The 13762-nt window shown below is 66.0% G+C and carries 13 protein-coding genes; 3 read left to right on the forward strand and 10 right to left on the reverse strand.

Translation table 11 applies throughout. The features are described from left to right. Positions 1-51 precede the first annotated feature (51 nt). On the reverse strand, positions 52-876 hold the full coding sequence (gene dapD, locus NX778_RS01095) for a 2,3,4,5-tetrahydropyridine-2,6-dicarboxylate N-succinyltransferase (RefSeq protein WP_258809845.1): 825 nt from the start codon (positions 874-876) through the stop codon (positions 52-54). Positions 877-911: 35 nt separating this feature from the next. Then, entirely contained in the window at positions 912-2129 is a 1218-nt protein-coding gene (gene dapC / locus NX778_RS01100) for a succinyldiaminopimelate transaminase (protein ID WP_258809846.1), read from the reverse strand. A 138-nt stretch (positions 2130-2267) separates the two neighbouring features. Between dapC and NX778_RS01105 the strand changes: the two genes are divergently transcribed. Next, on the forward strand, positions 2268-3029 hold the full coding sequence (locus NX778_RS01105) for a YoaK family protein (RefSeq protein ID WP_258809847.1): 762 nt from the start codon (positions 2268-2270) through the stop codon (positions 3027-3029). Beyond that, positions 3029-4588, forward strand: coding sequence for an FGGY-family carbohydrate kinase (locus tag NX778_RS01110; RefSeq protein WP_258809848.1), 1560 nt, complete (start codon positions 3029-3031; stop codon positions 4586-4588). Before NX778_RS01105 ends, NX778_RS01110 begins: the two co-directional genes overlap by 1 nt. 157 nt (positions 4589-4745) lie before the next feature. Here NX778_RS01110 and NX778_RS01115 read toward each other — a convergent pair whose 3' ends face one another. From NX778_RS01115 to lpxD, 4 genes are all read right to left on the reverse strand, one after another. Beyond that, entirely contained in the window at positions 4746-5939 is a 1194-nt protein-coding gene (locus tag NX778_RS01115) for an aminotransferase-like domain-containing protein (protein ID WP_258809849.1), read from the reverse strand. A gap of 124 nt (positions 5940-6063) precedes the next feature. Continuing rightward, entirely contained in the window at positions 6064-6525 is a 462-nt protein-coding gene (locus tag NX778_RS01120; protein ID WP_258809850.1) for a RidA family protein, read from the reverse strand. A 145-nt stretch (positions 6526-6670) separates the two neighbouring features. Continuing rightward, entirely contained in the window at positions 6671-6949 is a 279-nt protein-coding gene (locus NX778_RS01125; protein WP_258809851.1) for a KTSC domain-containing protein, read from the reverse strand. A gap of 91 nt (positions 6950-7040) precedes the next feature. Further along, the gene (gene lpxD, locus NX778_RS01130) at positions 7041-8087 is read right to left on the reverse strand and encodes a UDP-3-O-(3-hydroxymyristoyl)glucosamine N-acyltransferase (protein ID WP_258809852.1); all 1047 of its coding nucleotides are present in this window, start codon (positions 8085-8087) and stop codon (positions 7041-7043) included. A gap of 163 nt (positions 8088-8250) precedes the next feature. Here lpxD and htpG point away from each other — a divergent pair, with 163 nt between their 5' ends. Beyond that, the gene (gene htpG, locus NX778_RS01135) at positions 8251-10164 is read left to right on the forward strand and encodes a molecular chaperone HtpG (protein ID WP_258809853.1); all 1914 of its coding nucleotides are present in this window, start codon (positions 8251-8253) and stop codon (positions 10162-10164) included. A gap of 133 nt (positions 10165-10297) precedes the next feature. Here htpG and NX778_RS01140 read toward each other — a convergent pair whose 3' ends face one another. Genes NX778_RS01140 through kynB form a run of 4 tightly spaced genes read right to left on the reverse strand, consistent with a single transcriptional unit; the run spans position 10298 to position 13607 of the window. After that, positions 10298-10843: an RBBP9/YdeN family alpha/beta hydrolase gene (locus NX778_RS01140; protein WP_258809854.1), complete on the reverse strand. Its 546-nt coding sequence runs from the start codon at positions 10841-10843 to the stop codon at positions 10298-10300. 13 nt (positions 10844-10856) lie between these two features. Next, a complete protein-coding gene (gene kynA, locus NX778_RS01145; RefSeq protein WP_258809855.1) occupies positions 10857-11699 on the reverse strand; it encodes a tryptophan 2,3-dioxygenase in 843 nt (280 codons plus the stop codon). A 9-nt stretch (positions 11700-11708) separates the two neighbouring features. Beyond that, positions 11709-12962, reverse strand: a complete 1254-nt coding sequence (kynU, locus tag NX778_RS01150) for a kynureninase (protein WP_258809856.1) — start codon at positions 12960-12962, stop codon at positions 11709-11711. Positions 12963-12965: 3 nt separating this feature from the next. After that, positions 12966-13607, reverse strand: coding sequence for an arylformamidase (kynB, locus tag NX778_RS01155; protein ID WP_258809857.1), 642 nt, complete (start codon positions 13605-13607; stop codon positions 12966-12968). Between the last annotated feature and the right edge of the window lie 155 nt (positions 13608-13762).

Consider the following 13762-nt stretch of genomic DNA (forward strand, 5'->3'; position numbering starts at 1 on the left):
TCTTGTTGATACTACGCGCGGATCATATCAGGATCCGCGCGTGGCGCGTCATCAGAAGCCGCGCAGCAGTTCGTTGATGCCGGTTTTGGCGCGGGTCTTGGCGTCCACCTGCTTGACGATCACGGCGCAGTACAGGCTGTACTTGCCGTCGGCCGAGGGCAGGCTGCCCGACACCACCACCGAGCCGGCCGGCACGCGGCCGTAGCTCACTTCGCCGGTTTCGCGGTTGTAGATCTTGGTCGACTGGCCGATGTACACGCCCATCGAGATCACCGAGTTCTCCTCGACGATCACGCCTTCCACGATCTCCGAACGCGCGCCGATGAAGCAGTTGTCCTCGATGATGGTGGGGTTGGCCTGCATCGGTTCCAGCACGCCGCCGATGCCGACGCCGCCCGACAGGTGCACGTTCTTGCCGATCTGGGCGCAGGAACCGACCGTGGCCCAGGTGTCGACCATGGTGCCTTCGTCGACGTAGGCGCCGATGTTCACGTAGGACGGCATCAGCACCACGTTCTTGCCGATGAAGCTGCCGCGGCGGGCCACGGCCGGCGGCACCACGCGGAAGCCGCCCTTGGCGAAATCGTCGGCCGTGTAGTCGGCGAACTTGGTCGGGACCTTGTCGTAGAACTGCATGTCGCCGCCGGCCACCGGCACGTTGTTCTCGAGGCGGAACGAGAGCAGCACGGCCTTCTTGATCCACTGGTTGACGGTCCAGCCGCCGGCGTCTTTCCGGGCGACGCGCAGGCTGCCGTTGTCAAGGCCGGCCAGCACGTGGGCCACGGCGTCGCGCAGCTCGGCGCTGGCGGAGGTGGCGGAGATTTCGGCGCGCTGTTCCCAGGCGGTGTCGATGAGGGTCTGGAGTTGTTGGGTCATGATGGATCGTTGATTGGGTTTTCCGTTGGTAGTGCTTATGCGCCGATCGATTTGCAGAACTGGACGATGCGGTTGGCCGCTTCCAGTCCTTCATCCACGCCGGCCACGAGGGCCATGCGGATGCGATCGCGGCCCGGGTTCACGCCGTGCGCGTCGCGCGCGAGGTAGCTCCCTGGCAGGACCGTGACATTATATTCGGCGTACAGCCTGCGTGCGAATTCCGTGTCCGCCAGCCCGGTGCGGCGCACGTCGGCCCACAGGTAGAAGCCGGCGTCCGGCAGCTCGACATCCATCACCTGCTTGAGCAGCGGGGTGATGAGGTTGAACTTCTCGCGGTACAGCGCGCGGTTTTCCATCACGTGCGACTCGTCGTTCCAGGCCGCGATCGAGGCTGCCTGCACCGGCGGCGACATGGCGCCGCCGCAGTAGGTGCGGTACAGCAGGAACTGCTTGAGGATGGCCGGGTCGCCGGCGACGAAGCCGGAGCGCATGCCGGGCACGTTGGAGCGCTTGGACAGGCTGGAGAACACGACCAGCTTGCGGTACGGATGGATCCCGCCGCTGCGGCCGGCCTCGTGCGCCGCTTCGAGCGCGCCGATCGGCGGCATGGCGCCGTGGTAGATCTCGGAATAGCATTCGTCGGACGCGATCACGAAGCCGTGGCGGTCGGACAGCTCGAACAGGGTGTTCCAGTCAGCCTGCGACAGCACGGCGCCGGTCGGATTGCCGGGCGAGCAGACGAACAGCAGCTGCACCCGCGCCCACACTTCGGCCGGCACGCTGGCGTAGTCGCAGCCGAAATTGCGGGCTGGCTCGGAGTTGACGAAGTAGGGCTCGGCGCCGGCGAGATAGGCCGCGCCTTCATAGATCTGGTAGAACGGGTTGGGGCAGACCACCAGCGAACCCGGGCGCGAGGCGTCGACCACGGCCTGGGCGAAGGCGAACAGCGCTTCGCGCGAGCCGTTCACCGGCAGCACCATGGTCGCCGGGTCGAAGGCCGGCACGCCGTAGCGGCGCTCGATCCAGCCGGCGATCGCGGCGCGCAGCGGCTCGCCGCCGAGGGTGCTCGGATAGTGCGCCAGCCCGTCCAGGCTGTGCGTCATGGCTTTCTGGATGAAGGCCGGGGTGGGGTGCTTGGGCTCGCCGATGCCGAGGCTGATCGGGCTGTAGCCGGGGTTGGGCACCACGCCGGCAAACAGTTGGCGCAGCTTTTCGAAGGGGTAGGGGTGCAGTCTTTCGAGGTTTGGATTCACGACGGTACCAGGGCTATGCATACGAATGATTTTCCCATTATAGCGCTGATAAGTTCTGCCCCGATGCCCCTCGTTGCAGTGTATTTGCAGTAAGATCATCATCTTCAGGGATCCAGCCCGCCCAACCAGCCGATCGCCGTGCCGATTAATTACGCAAGAAGCCTGACCGGACACCGCCGCACCGTCAGTGCCAACCGCCAGCTCGGGTTCACCCTGGCCTTCGTGGCCGGGGCCACCAACGCCGGCGGCTTCCTGGCGGTGCACCAGTACACCTCGCACATGACCGGCGTGGTCTCGGCCATGGCCGACAACCTGGCCCTGGCCAGCTACGACCTGGTGCTGGACGGGGCCGGCGCCGTGGTCTCCTTCCTGCTGGGCGCGGCCTGCACCGCGCTGATCGTCAATTACGTGCGGCGCCGGCGGATGTATAGCGAATACGCGCTGCCGCTGCTGCTCGAGGCCGTGCTGCTGCTGGTGTTCGGCGTGCTCGGTGCCCAGTTGCAGGCGGTGCCCGGGCTGTTCATCCCGGTGACGGTCATGCTCCTGTGCTTCATCATGGGGCTGCAGAACGCGCTCGTCACCAAGCTCTCGCATGCCGAGATCCGCACTACCCACATGACCGGCATCGTCACCGACATCGGCATCGAACTTGGCAAGAGCCTGTACTGGAACAGGACCCGCAGCCTGCCGCATGTCGGCGCCAACCGCGAGCGCCTGGGGATGTTGGCGACTTTGCTGTTCTGCTTTGTCTCTGGCGGCGTGGCGGGCGCGATCGGGTTCAAGCACTTCGGCTTCATCTCCACGGTGCCGCTGGCGGCTGCCCTGTGCCTGATAGCGATCGTGCCGACGGTGGACGACATCGTGCGCATCGCCGTGCGCCTGCGGCGCAAGCGTCCTTGATGCGGCCGGCGATCCTCGCCATCGACAACGGCACGCAGAGCGTGCGCGCCTTGCTGTTCGATGCGCGCGGCGAGCCGCTGGCCAAGTCGCAGGTGCCGCTGGAAGCCTACTTTTCGTCGCAGCCCGGCTGGGCCGAGCACGACGTGGAGGAGTACTGGCAGGCGGTCTGCCGCGCGTGCCAGGGACTGTGGGCGCAGCCGGGCGTATCGGCCGCGGCGGTGGCCGGGGTGGCGGTGACCACGCAGCGCGGCACCGTGGTCAACCTGGGCGCCGACGGGCAGCCGCTGCGGCCTGCGATCACCTGGCTCGACCAGCGCCGCGCCGACAGCGTGCCGCCCATCAGCCCGTTCTGGCAGGCGGCGTTCAAGCTGGCGCGGGTGGACGGCACCATCGATTTCCTGCGCGGCGAGGCCGAGATCAACTGGATTCGCCAGCACCAGCCGGAGGTGTACGCGGCCACCGCCAAATTCCTGCTGCTGTCCGGCTACCTGAATTACCGCCTGTGCGGACGCTATGTCGATTCGGCCGGCTCGCAGGTGGGCTATGTGCCCTTCGACTACCGGCGCCACCGCTGGGCGCGGGCCTGGGACTGGAAATGGCAGGCGCTGGCCGTGGAGCAGCGCATGCTGCCGGAACTGGCCGCGCCGGGCGAGCGGCTGGGTGCGATCAGTGCGGAGGCGGCGGCGGGCACCGGTATCCCGGCCGGCACGCCACTGTTCGCGGCGGCCGCCGACAAGGCCTGCGAAGTGATCGGCGCCGGCTGCAGCGAGCCGCATGTGGGCTGCCTGTCCTACGGCACCACCGCGACCATCAACACCACTAGCCGCCGCTATGTCGAGGTGACGCCGTTCGTGCCGCCGTATCCGGCCGCGATTCCAGGCGCGTACAGCACCGAGGTGCAGGTGTACCGCGGCTACTGGATGGTCAATTGGTTCAAGGAGCAGTTCGGCCACCAGGAGCAGTTGCGGGCGCTGGCCGAGGACGTGGCGCCGGAGGCGCTGTTCGACCGCCTGGCCAGCTCGGTGCCGCCGGGCGCGATGGGACTGATGCTGCAGCCTTACTGGACGCCGGGCCTGCGCGTGCCGGGGCGCGAGGCCAAGGGCGCGATCATCGGCTTCGGCGACGTGCACACGCGGGCGCACGTGTACCGCGCGATCCTGGAAGGGCTGGCGTATGCGCTGCGCGAAGGGAAGGAGCGGATCGAGAAGCGCAGCGGGGTGCCGATCACGGAGCTGCGGGTGTCGGGGGGAGGCTCGCAGAGCGACGCGGCGATGCAGCTCACGGCGGACATTTTCGGACTGCCGACGGCGCGGCCGCATGTCTACGAGACGTCAGGACTGGGCGCGGCGATCGATGCCGCGGTGGGACTGGGGATGCATGCGGACTTTGCGGCCGCGGTGAGGGAGATGACGCGGGTGGGAAGGGTGTTCGAGCCGATCGCACAGAACCGGGCGGTGTACGACAAGCTGTATCGGCGCGTGTACAAGCGGATGTACCGGCAGCTAAGGCCGATGTATCGCGAGATTGCGGATATCACCGGCTATCCGAGCCAGCTCTAAATCCGGCCACCTGCCTTAAACGTCGTCCCCGTGAAGGCGGGGACCCCATGGACAAGCCGCCTGTCGAAAATCCAAACGCCGCAGGCCCGTTAGCTCAGCATGGATCCCCGCCTGCGCGGGGACGACGGTGTTACGTGTAGAGGTGCGGTAGCTGCGCTTACAGCATATCCTTGATCAGCTTGCCCAGCACCGCCACGCCTTCGCGGATGCGCTCCGGCGGCACGGTGACGAAGGACAGGCGCAGGGTGTTGGTTTCCGGCTCGTTGGCGTAGAACGGCGAACCAGGCACGAAGGCCACGCGCGCGGCGATCGCCTGGTCGAGCAGCTTGAGCGCGTCGATCTGCTTCGGCAGCGTCACCCAGATGAACATGCCGCCTTCCGGCGTGGTCCAGGTGGCATCGGCCGGGAAGTGCTCGGCCAGCGCGTCCAGCATCACCTGGCACTGGTTGCCGTACAGGGTGCGGATGGTCGGGATGTGGCGATCCAGGAAGCCGTCCTTGACCACCTCGTGCACCACCATCTGGGTCAGCTGCGCGGTGTGCAGGTCGGCGGCCTGCTTGGCCAGCTCGAGGCGGCGCACCAGCGGCAGCGGGGCGCACACATAGCCCAGGCGGATGCCCGGCGTGAGCACCTTCGAGAACGAACCCATGTAGATCACGCCGTCCGGGTTCATCGCCAGCATGCGCGGCTTCGGCTCGCCCTTGTACGACAGCGCGCCGTAAGGATCGTCCTCGATCAGCGGCAGGCCGAGGCGGGCGCAGGTCTCGACCAGCTCGAGGCGGCGTTCGATCGACAGCGAGCGGCCGGTCGGATTCTGGAAGTTCGGCAGCGAATACAGCAGGCGCGCGCCTTGCGCCACCGCGTCGATCGACGAGGGCACCAGGCCGTGCTCGTCGGTGTCGACGGATTTGAATTCGGGACGGTACACCGAGAACGCTTGCAGCGCGCCCAGGTAGCTCGGGGTTTCGACCAGCACGCGGCTGCCTTCGTCGATCAGCACCTTGCCCAGCAGGTCGAGCGCCTGCTGCGAGCCCGAGACCATCAGGATCTGCTCGGGAACGATCTTGGACCCATCGGTGGAGAGGTAGTCGGCAATCCACTCACGCAGCGGGGCGTAGCCATCGGTCGGGCCGTATTGCAGGGCGACGCGGCCGCTGTCGGTCAGGACCTTGTCGAACGCCTCTTTCATGCGCTCCACCGGGAAGGTGGCGGGCGAGGGCAGGCCGCCGGCAAACGAAATGATTTCCGGGCGTTGGGTGATCTTCAGGATCTCACGAATGAAGGAAGCCTGGAGTTGCTGCGCACGATCGGAAAAGTGCCACTGGATGGGGTTGGGATTCTCGATTTTCATACTCATCTCACAGAAGGGACCGCGGGTGGTGCCGGGTCATTATAAGCCACGCCGGGTAGGCAGGCTCGACAGAGGGCCAGTTCCTGGTGGGAGCGGGCCCGGGATTTGCAGCTAAATTCTAGCGTTACGCCACTTCGACGATCATTTCGATTTCGACGCAGGTGCCGCGCGGCAGCGAGGCCACGCCGAAGGCCGAGCGCGCGTGCTTGCCGGCGTCGCCGAACACTTCGCCCAGCAGTTCCGAGCAGCCGTTGGTGACGAGGTGCTGTTCGTTGTACTCGGGCGTCGATGCCACCAGGCTCATCACTTTGACGATGCGCTTGACGCGCTTCAGGTCGCCGCCGCAGGCATCCTGCAGGGTGCCGATCAGGTCGATCGCCACCGAACGGGCCGCTTGCTGGCCCTGTTCCGTGGTCTTGTCCTTGCCCAGCAGGCCGGTGTTCGGCGAGCCGTCCACGTTCTTGGCGATGTGGCCGGAAATGAAGACCAGGTTGCCGGTCTGTACATACATGACGTAGGCAGCGGCCGGGGTGGCCGGCGAGGCCAAGGTAATGTTCAGTTCTTTCAGCTTGTCGTAGACGGACATGTACTCTTCCTGTTGGGTTGGGGCGATGAAAAGCCGATATTGTACCCGCGCTCGTGCGCCGCGGATGGGACGGATCGGTAAGATTGCATCGCCCCGTCATGGCCGGGCAAGCAGGACGGCAGCGATACCGCGCCGAAAGGAACGGTCATGCGTCCTTGTCGGGTGGAGGGGGCGATCCGAACAGGGCATTGAGCGCGTCGAGATTGCTCTTGCGCTCGGCCTTGCCGGTGCGGCCCGCATACTCTTCCTCGATATTGTCGCGGTAGTAGCTCCACGCCGAGCCCGTGGTCGACAGCGTGCGCCAGACGTAGTCCCCGACGCCCGAGTAGTCGATCGCGCTGCCATCTTCGAATTCGACGCGCAGGATGCGCTCGCGCGAGTCATAGCCGATAGCGCGCAGCTTCCCGGAGTGGATTCTTTTCATTTCCATCGTAAGCTCACTGGTTGCGGGTCTCCCTTTCACTGTCGACGTTTCGGGTCCGATAGTCAAGTGTTCCGAATCCGGCCGGACCGGCCTATTTCTGCTCAGCACTACCGGCCTGGACCGCCTTTTCGAGCGCGCGGATGCGGTCGCGGTAGGACGACAGCCTGCGCAAGATGGCGGCGTTGCGTTCCCACTCGGCATTCGGCGCGATCGGGTAGTAGCCCGTGTAGCGCCCCGGCGCCGTGATCGATGCCGCGACCAGGGTGCCGGCCGTAATGTGGACGTTGTCCACGATCTCGATGTGGCCGTTGACCATGGCCGCGCCGCCGAAGGTGCAGTGGCGGCCGACCCGGGTACTGCCGGCCACGCCGACGCACCCCGCCATGGCCGTGTGGGCGCCGATGTGGCAGTTGTGGCCGATCTGGATCTGGTTGTCGAGCTTGACCCCGTCCTCGATCACGGTGTCGTCCATGGCGCCGCGGTCGATGGTGGTGTTGGAGCCGATGTCGACGTCGTCGCCTAGTACCACGCGCCCGGTTTGCGGCATCTTGATATAGCGCCCGTCTTCCAGCGCGAAGCCGAAACCGTCCCCGCCGATCACCGCGCCGGAGTGGATGATGCCGCGGGCGCCGATGACGCAGCGCGCATGGAAGGTGACCTTGGGGAAGAAATGCGTGCCTGCGCCGACCACCGCCCCGGGGCCGATGTAGCAGGCGGCCTCGATGATGGCGCCGGCCTTGATCACGGCGCCGGCCTCGATGGTGACGAGCGGGCCGATCTGGGCGCCTGGGTCGACCCGTGCGCTTTCGTGCACGACGGCGCCGGGGTGGATGCCGGGCACTGCCACCCAATGCGCCTGCAGCAGTTGCGCCGCCCTGGCGAAATAGGCGCTGGGATTGCTTGTAACGATGAGTGCGCCGGAATAGCCCGCCGAAACGGCCTCCTCGTCCGCCGGTGCAAGAATCATGGCCGCCGCCCGGCTCTGCGTGGCCCGGGCCCGCAACCTGCTGTTGCCCAGGAAGCTGAGCTCCGCCGCCTCCGCGCGCTCGAGCGGCGCAACGCCGTCGACACGCACGTCCGGATCGCCCACCAACCGCCCGCCAAACAGCTCGACCAGCTCGCCAAGTCGCGTGCCCATGCGCCACCTTTCAGTTTGTTGTTGATGGTACTCCCGTTATCGCTTGCCGGGATTGGACAGCAGGGCTCGCAGCAGGTTCCCCAGTCCGGGATGATAGCTCTTGAAAAACGTTTTGCCGTCCCCATATCCCCGCAGTCCGTTTAACCAACTTACCGAGGAAAACATGGCTGTTGCCGAAAAAGAAACTCTTGGCTTTCAAGCTGAAGTTAAACAACTGCTGCATCTGATGATTCACTCCTTGTATTCGAACAAGGAGATTTTCCTGCGCGAGCTGATTTCGAATGCGTCCGACGCGGCCGACAAGCTGCGCTTCGAGGCGATCAACAATGACGCCCTGTACGGCAACGACCACGAGCTGAAGATCAAGGTCAGCTTCGACAAGGCCGCGCGCACCGTCACCATTTCCGACAACGGCATCGGCCTGTCGCGCGAGGAAGCGATCGCGCACCTGGGCACCATCGCCAAGTCGGGCACCAAGGAATTCTTCAGCAAGCTGTCTGGCGACCAGCAGGCCGACGCGGCCCTGATCGGCCAGTTCGGCGTCGGCTTCTACTCGGGCTTCATCGTGGCCGACCGCATCACGGTCGAGAGCCGCCGCGCCGGGCTGGATGCGGCGCAGGGCGTGCGCTGGGAGTCGGCCGGCGAGGGCGACTACAGCGTCGAGCAGATCGACAAGCCGAATCGCGGCACCGATGTGATCCTGCACCTGCGCGAGGGCGAGGACGAACTGCTCTCCGCGTGGAAGCTCAAGTCCATCATCCGCAAGTACTCCGATCACATCTCGATCCCGATCGTGATGCAGAAGGAGGAATGGGACCAGGAAAAGCAGGAATCGGTGCTCAAGGACGAACTGGAGACCGTCAACCAGGCCAGCGCGCTCTGGGCCCGTTCCAAGTCGGACATCACCAAGGAGCAGTACGAGGAGTTCTACAAGCACGTCTCGCACGACTTCCAGCCACCGCTGGCGTACACCCACAACCGCGTCGAGGGCCGCAGCGAATACACCCAGCTGCTGTACGTCCCGAGCCACGCGCCGTTCGACCTTTGGGACCGCAACAAGCGCGGCGGCATCAAGCTGTACGTGAAGCGCGTGTTCATCATGGACGACGCCGAGCAACTGATGCCGACCTATCTCCGCTTCGTCAAGGGCGTGATCGATTCGGCCGACCTGCCCTTGAACGTCTCGCGCGAGATCCTGCAGGAGTCGCGTGACGTGCGCGTGATCCGCGAGGGCTCGACCAAACGCGTGCTGGGCATGCTGGAAGAAATGGCAAACGCGGACGAGCAGGAACTGAAGGAGAAGTACACCACCTTCTGGCGCGAGTTCGGCCAGGTGCTCAAGGAGGGCATCGGCGAAGACGCGACCAACAAGGACCGCATCGCCAAGCTGCTGCGCTTCGCCTCGACCAACGAGGACAGCGACGAGCAGAAGGTCTCGTTCGCGGACTACGCCGGCCGCATGAAGGAGGGTCAGGACAAGATCTACTACGTCACGGCCGAAAGCTTCGTCGCCGCGAAGAATAGCCCGCACCTGGAGATTTTCCGCAAGAAGGGCGTGGAAGTGCTGCTGATGACCGACCGCGTGGACGAGTGGATGCTGTCCTTCCTGGGCGAGTTCGAAGGCAAGGAGCTGGTGTCGGTGGCCAAGGGCGGCCTGGACCTGGGCAAGCTGGAGGACGAGGCCGAGAAGAAGGAACACGAGGAGACCGAGACCCAGTACAAGGACCTGGTCGAGAAGATGAAGGTTGCGCTGGGCGACAAGGCCAAGGACGTGCGCGTGACCTTCCGCCTGACCGATTCTCCGGCCTGCCTGGTCGCGGACGAGAACGAATTGTCGGGTAACCTGGTGCGCATGCTGAAGGCGGCGGGGCAGACTGCGCCGGACAGCAAGCCTATCCTGGAGATCAATCCGAACCATCCGCTGGTGACGCGCCTGAAGGACGAGGACGCGGCGAGCCCGCGCTTTGCGGACTGGTCGCATATCCTGTTTGATCAGGCGATGCTGGCCGAAGGTGGCACGCTGGCGGATCCGGCGGCGTTTGTGAAGCGCTTGAACGAGATGCTGCTGGCGAAGTAAGCCGCAGTCACCAAAACCGTCGTCCCCGCGCAGGCGGGGACCCATGCTGAGTGTGCAGGTAAGCGGCCAATGTGCGGACCCGCTGCTTACCTATGGGTTCCCGCCTTCGCGGGAACGACGGTTTTTAAGCTAACTATGCGCGCAGCTGGTCGCAAAAATCGAGCAGCATCCGTTCGCCCTCCGGCCAATCGCCGTAGCCGCTGGCGCCGTTGATGTGGCCCGCATCCCCAATCTCCACCAGCTTGCTGCCCCACGCCTGCGCAAACGCGCGCGCTCGCTCGATGCTGACGTATTCATCGTTCGCGCTCGCCACCACAATGCTCGGAAACGGCAGCTTCTGCATCGGCATCGGCGCAAACCCGACCGCCTCCTTCGGATAGTTCGGCGCCTCCGTGTCGCTGGGCGCCACCAGGAAGGCCCCGGCAATCTTCAGGTGCGGCGCCGACTGCGCCCAATGCGCCACCAGCGCGCACGACAGGCTGTGCGCCGCCAAAATCGGCGTCCCGCGCGATGCCGCGATCGCGCCATCCAGCTCCGCCATCCATTCCTCCAGCTGCGGATGGTTCCAGTCGCGGTGCTGGATGCGGCGAAAGCCCGCGTGCCTGCGCTCCCACAGCGTCTGCCAGTGCTGCGGCCCGGAGTTCCACAGGCCGGGGAGGGTGATGACTTCGCAGATCATGTGAATCTTCCTTTCAAAGCGCCGTGCGCAGCGCGAACAATTCGGGGAACAGCACCACGTCGAGCATCTTGCGCAGATAGCTCACGCCCGCGGTGCCGCCGGTGCCGGTCTTGAAGCCGATGATGCGCTCGACCGTGGTCACGTGGCGGAAGCGCCAGAAGCGGAACGAGGTCTCCAGGTCGACCAGCTTTTCGGCCAGCTCGTACAGCGCCCAGTGGTGCTCGGGATCCTTGTACACCTCGAGCCACGCGGCCTTGACCGATTCGTCGCAGCGCGTCGGCTGCGTGAAGCCGCCCTCGATGCGCTCGGGCGCGATCGCGAAGCCGCTGCGCGCCAACAGCATCACCGCTTCGTCGTACACCGACGGCGCATGCAGCTCGCGTTCGAGGATCGCGTGCAACTCCGGCCGCTTCTCGTGCACCGGCAGCATGTTGGCGTTCTTGTTCCCGAGGATGAATTCCAGCTCGCGGTACTGGTAGGACTGGAAGCCCGACGAGGCGCCGAGGTAGGGCCGGATCGCGGTGTATTCGGGCGGGGTCATCGTCGCCAGCACGTCCCAGGCATGCACCAGCTGGTCCATGATGCGCGCCACGCGGGCCAGCATCTTGAAGGCCGGCGGCAGCTCGCCCGCGCGGATCTGCGCGCGCACCGCCTGCATCTCGTGCAGCATCAGCTTCAGCCACAGCTCGCTGGTCTGGTGCTGGACGATGAAGAGCATCTCGTTGTGGTTGGGCGAGAGCGGGTGCTGGGCCGACAGGATCTGGTCCAGGCCGAGGTAGTCGCCATAGCTCATCGATCCCGCAAAATCCAGTTTGGCGCCGTGCCATTCGGCCGGTTTGTTGTCCTTGCTGTCCATTGTGTCCCTTCAGGTGACGGCGCCGCGTTCGGCGTCGATCCGGTAGTCGCCGCGGTCGAGGATGTCGCGCAGCTGCTCGACCGCGTCCCAGACGTCGGCGTAGCTGGTGTACAGCGGCGTGAAGCCGAAGCGCATGATGTGCGGCTCGCGGTAGTCGCCGATCACGCCGCGCTCGATCAATGACTGCATGACGCCGAAGCCGTGCGGATGGGTGAAGCTGACCTGGCTGCCGCGCCGTGCGTGCTCGCGCGGCGTGACCAGGCCGAGCGGATGGCCGCCGCAGCGGCTCTCGACCAGCTCGATGAACAGGTCGGTGAGGGCCAGCGATTTGGTGCGCAGGGCCTGCATGCTGGTCTCCTCGAAGATCTCCAGCCCGCATTCAACCAGGGCCAGCGACAGCACCGGCTGGGTGCCGCACAGCGCGCGCACGATGCCGTCGGCGGGGCTGAAGGCGGGCGCCATGTCGAATGGCCGGGCGTGGCCCCACCAGCCGGACAGCGGATGCGCGAACGCGGCCTGGTGCTGCTGCGGGACCCAGATGAAGGCCGGCGCGCCGGGACCGCCGTTGAGGTATTTGTAGGTGCAGCCGACCGCGAAGTCGGCCTGCGCCGCGTGCAGGTCGACCGGCACCGCGCCGGCGGAATGGGCGAGGTCCCACAGCGCCAGCGCGCCGTGTTGGTGCGCCAGCGCGGTGACGGCGGCCATGTCGTGCTGGTAGCCCGTGCGGTAGTTGACGTGGGTGAGCATCAGCACCGCGCAGTCGCTATTGACTGCTTCATCCAGCTCGTCCGGGTTGTCGACCAGGTGCAGGCGCCAGCCGCGGTCGAGCCAGCGCGTCAGCCCTTCGGCCATGTAGATATCGGTGGGGAAGTTGGAGCGCTCGGTGACGATCACGCGGCGCGCGGGGTCGCGCTGTTCCTGCATCGCCAGCGCGCCGGCCAGCGCCTTGAACAGGTTGAGCGAGGTGGTGTCGGTGACCACGACTTCGCCGTCGCGGGCGCCGATCAGTGGGGCGATGCGGTCGCCGAGGCGGCCCGGCAGCGCGAACCAGCCGGCCGTGTTCCAGCTGCGGATCAGGCCCTGGCCCCATTCCTGCGCCACCACCTGTTGCGCGCGTTCGAGCGCGGCGCGGGGGCGGGCGCCGAGCGAATTCCCGTCGAGGTAGATGACGCCTTGCGGCAGGTCGAAGCGCTCGCGCAGGCGGGCCAGCGGGTCGTCGGCGTCGCGCGCGCGGCAGTCGTCGCGGGTGATCTGGTGAGCCATGCGTCAGTCCTTTCGCGCCAGCGGGCGCAGGATCGCGCGCACCGGGCTCGCGTCCATGCCTGCAAGTTTCAGGGGCAGGGCGATCAGTTCGTAGTCGCCTTCCGCGATCTCGTCGAGCACCACGCCTTCGAGGATGGCCATGCCGTGCCGGCGCACCGCGTGGTGGGCCTCGAGGGTCTTCGAGTCTTGCGGGTCGAGCGAGGCGGTGTCGGTGCCGATGAGGAGCGCGCCGCGCGCGGCCAGCAGCTCGATGGTCTCGGGCGCGACGGCGGCGAACTGCGCGTCCCATTGCGCCTGCGGGGCCTTGTCGTAAGTGCGCAGCAGCACGCGCGGCGGCAGGCCGTCGAGGTGCGCTTCCACGTGCGCGGGCAGCACGCGGGCCGCGCCGATGCAGTGGATCACGCGGCACGGACCGATATAGGGCGCGAGGCCGACGGCGTCGATGCTGGCGCCGGCCGGGTCGTAATGGGAGGGCGCGTCGGTATGCGCGCCGAGATGGGTGGTCATGGTCATCCGGCTGACGTGGACCGGGCAACCGTTGCCGATCTCCCAGGTGGCGCTGGCGTCGAACCGGGTATCGCCGGGCCAGACCGGGAGATCGGCCGAGATGGTCGGGCTGATGTCCCAAAGTGGAGGAGTGTGCATGCAGGACCTTTGTGTGGGCTTGCTTTAAGCCTCAAGTATTGGCTTGGGAGATGCAAGTGTAGCAAGGAATCGGCCTCTGTCGACAGGCGCTTGCGCTAAGTCCTTGAAATCAAAGAAACAAATTTTTTTAAAATTTTTTCGAAAAAACCCTAAAG

It is taken from the genome of Massilia terrae (assembly GCF_024753145.1).
GTDB lineage: Bacteria > Pseudomonadota > Gammaproteobacteria > Burkholderiales > Burkholderiaceae_D > Telluria > Telluria terrae.

Coding starts and splice junctions, on each gene's coding strand:
- dapD (WP_258809845.1), bottom strand. CDS start 876: ATGACCCAACAACTCCAGACCCTCATCGACACCGCCTGGGAACAGCGC.
- NX778_RS01110 (WP_258809848.1), top strand. CDS start 3,029: ATGCGGCCGGCGATCCTCGCCATCGACAACGGCACGCAGAGCGTGCGC.
- NX778_RS01115 (WP_258809849.1), bottom strand. CDS start 5,939: ATGAAAATCGAGAATCCCAACCCCATCCAGTGGCACTTTTCCGATCGT.
- NX778_RS01120 (WP_258809850.1), bottom strand. CDS start 6,525: ATGTCCGTCTACGACAAGCTGAAAGAACTGAACATTACCTTGGCCTCG.
- NX778_RS01125 (WP_258809851.1), bottom strand. CDS start 6,949: ATGAAAAGAATCCACTCCGGGAAGCTGCGCGCTATCGGCTATGACTCG.
- lpxD (WP_258809852.1), bottom strand. CDS start 8,087: ATGGGCACGCGACTTGGCGAGCTGGTCGAGCTGTTTGGCGGGCGGTTG.
- htpG (WP_258809853.1), top strand. CDS start 8,251: ATGGCTGTTGCCGAAAAAGAAACTCTTGGCTTTCAAGCTGAAGTTAAA.
- NX778_RS01140 (WP_258809854.1), bottom strand. CDS start 10,843: ATGATCTGCGAAGTCATCACCCTCCCCGGCCTGTGGAACTCCGGGCCG.
- kynA (WP_258809855.1), bottom strand. CDS start 11,699: ATGGACAGCAAGGACAACAAACCGGCCGAATGGCACGGCGCCAAACTG.
- kynU (WP_258809856.1), bottom strand. CDS start 12,962: ATGGCTCACCAGATCACCCGCGACGACTGCCGCGCGCGCGACGCCGAC.
- kynB (WP_258809857.1), bottom strand. CDS start 13,607: ATGCACACTCCTCCACTTTGGGACATCAGCCCGACCATCTCGGCCGAT.